4 protein-coding genes and 1 pseudogene are annotated in these 4097 nt (G+C 60.3%); 2 read left to right on the plus strand and 3 right to left on the minus strand.

Annotated elements, in window-relative coordinates; genetic code table 11:
- Positions 1-896: IS110 family RNA-guided transposase (locus JKL46_RS34240; RefSeq protein ID WP_246529734.1), on the plus strand; the 896-nt coding region annotated here is incomplete at its 5' end.
- A gap of 371 nt (positions 897-1267) precedes the next feature.
- Here JKL46_RS34240 and JKL46_RS34245 read toward each other — a convergent pair.
- A complete protein-coding gene (locus JKL46_RS34245; RefSeq protein ID WP_201842890.1) occupies positions 1268-1504 on the minus strand; it encodes a hypothetical protein in 237 nt (78 codons plus the stop codon).
- Positions 1465-1758 (minus strand): annotated as a pseudogene (locus JKL46_RS37140) (hypothetical protein); the annotation flags it as partial. The gene JKL46_RS34245 and the pseudogene JKL46_RS37140, both read right to left, overlap by 40 nt.
- 404 nt (positions 1759-2162) lie before the next feature.
- Between JKL46_RS37140 and JKL46_RS34255 the strand changes: the two are divergent.
- Entirely contained in the window at positions 2163-2321 is a 159-nt protein-coding gene (locus JKL46_RS34255) for a hypothetical protein (protein WP_201842888.1), read from the plus strand.
- Between the two features lie 285 nt (positions 2322-2606).
- Here JKL46_RS34255 and JKL46_RS34260 read toward each other — a convergent pair whose 3' ends face one another.
- On the minus strand, positions 2607-3641 hold the full coding sequence (locus JKL46_RS34260) for a DUF4142 domain-containing protein (RefSeq protein WP_201842889.1): 1035 nt from the start codon (positions 3639-3641) through the stop codon (positions 2607-2609).
- Positions 3642-4097: the final 456 nt, after the last annotated feature.

The following is a 4097-nucleotide window of genomic DNA, read 5'->3' on the forward strand; positions in this document are numbered from 1 at the left end:
ACACTGTCCGGAATGAAATCGGAATAGGTGTCCGGCTTCACCTTGGAATAAGCGTCCGGCTTCATCGGAATCCGCAGCTGATCCCGGCGCAGTTCGTGAAGCCCTTCCGCAAGAGCCACAAAAATGATTTCCGCGATGCCGAGGCCATTGCTGAAGCCGTGCAGCGTCCCACGATGCGCTTCGTGCCGACCAAGAGCGTCGAGCAACTCGACCTGCAGGCTCTGCATCGTGTTCGCTCGCGGCTGGTGAGCCAGCGGACAGCCGTGATCAACCAGATCCGTGCCTTCCTGCTGGAGCGTGGGATTGCGGTGCGCCAGAGGCTGCGCTCGCTGCGTCAGGCTCTGCCGGACATTCTCGCCCAGCGAACGGACGTGCTCACGCCGCGGATGACCCACATGATCGAGGGCCTGATGCAGGATTGGCATCATCTCGACGAGCGCATCGATGCAATGACTGGCGAGATCGAAGCCCTCGTGGCCGCCGATGAGGCCTGCCAGCGTCTGATGAGCGTGCCGGGTGTCGGGCCGATCATCGCCAGTGCCATGGTGGCCAGCATCGGCAACGGAGCCGCCTTCGGCCGGGGACGCGACTTCGGCGCTTGGCTCGGCTTGGTCCCGCGCCAGAATTCCACTGGAGATAGAACCGTGCTGGGCCGGCTGACCAAGCGCGGCAACAGCTATCTGCGCTCGCTCCTGGTTCAGGTTGCTCGCGTGCTGCTGCTCTGGCCGGCCAAGTGGCGCCAGCACAGCTTTGGTAAATGGCTGACGGCCGCCTCGATGCGCCTGCACCATAACGTACTGGCAGCGGCTCTGGCCAACAAGCTGGCCCGCATCGCTTGGAGTGTGCTGAGCCAGAACCGGACTTATGAACCACGTACAGCGGCTGTGATGGGCTAAGGACTGTATCCCTTACCCGGCCAGCCGCTTGGAGCTCGCCGAGGTCTGCGAGAGAAAGACGAGATGGAGAACGGTCGCGCCGTCACATTGGTGCTTTGGTGACCCCGATGGCCGAAAGGGCCGATCAGCTAATGAGAACCGATGTGCGCGGATACCCATGATGGCCGGGAGCAAAGCTCCGCACGGGCCGGATACATTAGCGCAAGACCATCCTCACCATCTCAAAAATCTCTTGCGACGCACGGCCGGTCCATACATTGGGGTCAAACATTCACCTTCCGACCGCTGAACGAACGTCGGCACTTGAGTGCCGAAGCGGACCAAACGCGTACCTCTCAGGGATACCAGAGTGCGACATTCCTGGCTCCACCTTAAGCGAGGCGCAAACAGACGCCAGGGATGGATGACCCAGCGGTCGCGACCTCAAATGCCCAGAAATGGCCATGGAAGAGTTGATCGGCGTTGCGGTTGATCGGAGCTGCGAGGTACTTGCAGAGCAGCAGTGTGCCGACACCGCCATACACTACAAACGCAATGGCCTCAACCGAAAACCCTTCGAGGATGTCATCTACTGCGGTTGCAACTCTGGCTTTGTGCAGCAACAGCACGCTTGCATCCCCGCACGCTCTTCTCGGGTTGGCGAGAATGCGTCCGCCATCGTCTCAAACTCGGCTGGAGGGAGAAACCCAGTTACTCTGCGATCATTCTCGCGGAGCCCTGGGTGATCTGCAACGGGAAGCCTAAGATCGCCCGCCAAGATGCCGGCAGCCTCGATCGCTTTGGTTTCGGTGCTTGCCCAAACGGAAGAGAGACTGCTCAGACTTGACAGGGAGGCAAAGGCCCGCATGCGGTGGATGCCCGTATCCGAAAGGTGTCACTGCGGGACGGGTGTGACCTTCTGGGCTCCGCGACTAGAGACCCACGAGCTGGGTTCTGTGACTAAAGATTCACGAGACACAGTTCTGAAGTGCCCCTATCCCAAGCCGAGATAAGCGCTAAAACCTCAAACCACCTTGGAGCAGTTGGTATGGCGATTGCTGACGACATTGAGGCCCTGATTGCCTGTAGGCCCGGCCTGACGGAGGCTGAGATTGCAACTGCCCTGTTCGGTGACGCAGCGTCCCCGCAACGGATCAGCAACGCCTGTCGATCCCTCTTGAAGAGCCACCGGATGGAGCGCCGCGGGAGAGGCGGGAGAAACGATCCGTTCCGCTATTTCGCAAAGGGAACTCTGTCTGCTTCGAGCCTGCAGGTGATGCGTTCTTGATGTCCGGCGTAGCTCCGCTGGGCGGAGTGGGCCGCGTCAACCAGGCGAGAACTCGCGCCAGGGCCTCGCGGCTGGCAGGCGTCTCAAGAAAGCACATCCCGCAGTTCCGGCGGGCCATCGGCAGCAAGCCTGAGGCGATCGCGAAGGGCACGCTGTGATTTTTCAGCTCACAGGCAATCGTAAACAGGTTTAGTCCCTGGCTATGACATCCGGCCGAGCCCGAGCAGATGCAACAAGGGCAAAATCGCTTTCACTTGTTGCATTGCTCGGGCATGGGAAATTCTCACTTATTCAGGCGAAACCTTGCCGCAGCGTCCCTGATGCGGGAGCCGTCCGAACAGCTAATCCTTATCTCACTCAGGCCCCCCTTCACCGGAGCAGCCCGGCTCGGACGTTTGAAGGACAAAAGGGGCTTTACAGCCCCTTACTCATCGAAGAATTGCTTAGCGGGCGTACTTGAACTCGGGAGCTGCCTTCAACTGATCTTTGGTCATGCTCAGCATAGCATGGTCCGGCGTAGAGCGGTTTGCCGTACCGGCTGCAGCTCCGTTCGCTGCGGTTGTCGTTCCGGTCGTGGCAGGAGCGTTTGGAGATGCAGGTGCTGCCGGAGCAGACGAGGCATTCTGGTTGGTCCCGGCGGCCGCTGCACGTGGCTCGTTCACGAGCCTGATCTGATCGAAGGGTACCGCCACATCGTGCTCGCCCATGCCGAGGAAGCCGCCGACGCCGATTACCACGGCCTCGATCTTACCGGTCTGATCTACCAACAGCTCGGTGATATCGCCGACCTTCTCATTGCTGTCGTTGTAGACGTTCAGGCCCTTGAGCTTCGAGGCTCGCCATTGCCCTGGTTGGATTTGGGCCGCGAGCGGCCCAGACATCTGTCCGGGCTGGCTCTGGCTGACCTGAGCTGGCGGGCTCAGCAGGCTGCTATGAATGTCGGCGATGTGCTGAAGATGCTGGCGCAGTGTCGGCAGCGTCTGTTGCGCGAACTGCTTGATCTGAGCATGATCACCGTTCTGGCCATAGTTGTCGAATAGTGTGACAGCCTTCTGGTGACCATCGAGCTGCATCTGCACGTACGAGCGGTTGAAATCGTTATCGGATGCCTGCTGCAGCTGCTGCAGCATCTGGGCGTGCTCCTGATCAAGGGCCGTCGGGACTGTCTGCCCTTGAGCAGCAGCCTTCAGCTTGTCGCTTGCGGCAGTGTGGTCCTGAACCATCTGCTGGGCAAAGTCACGGATGCGGCTGTTCTGCGTTTTGTTGAGCGCGAGCTGGCTCGATTGGATCTCGAACATGTCACTGTTGGCCGCCTCGGTCACAAACTGAGCGGCAGTTATGTTCGTTGCTCTGGCCGCGGCAGGAGGCTGACTGCCAGCGGCCGGTGGATTGCCCGCGGGCGCTGTGGTCTGGGCAACTGCGGGAGTAGCAAAGGATGCAGTCGCGACAAGGCACGCAGCCATATGGATCCTGAGCATACTCTTCCTCCAAGTGTGGTTCCGGCGCTGAACGGGTGCCAAGACAACTGCTTGGGCTTTCCTTTGTTCGAGCAATTCTCTCGGGGCAGAGCTCTTCTGGGATTCCGACGAGGTCGTCTAAACCACGGGCTAGTTTGCAATCTTTTCTGCAACGGTTGAACTGCCCAGCCTGGGCCAAGGCAGACAGCGGACGGCCAGACCTTAAGCGCGCCCTCGCCAGTTTGGCTGGCGTGGTCGGTCCCCTGACAGCCTTGGCACCATCGGCTTCGCACGCCCGAGATCGCAGCAGCGCGGTTAGTCTGCCGGGCGCCTTGTATCAGACGAACTAGACGTGCCCTGCTGGCCCAAACCCGGCGTTTCATCTGCAATGGCGCACCGACTGTCAATCGGCTCCCAAGTTTGACCCTCGATCAGCATCCAATTCTGACCCTGCCGGCATAGATGGAAAGCCGCCTT

The organism is Microvirga zambiensis WSM3693 (assembly GCF_016735695.1).
Lineage (GTDB): Bacteria > Pseudomonadota > Alphaproteobacteria > Rhizobiales > Beijerinckiaceae > Microvirga > Microvirga zambiensis.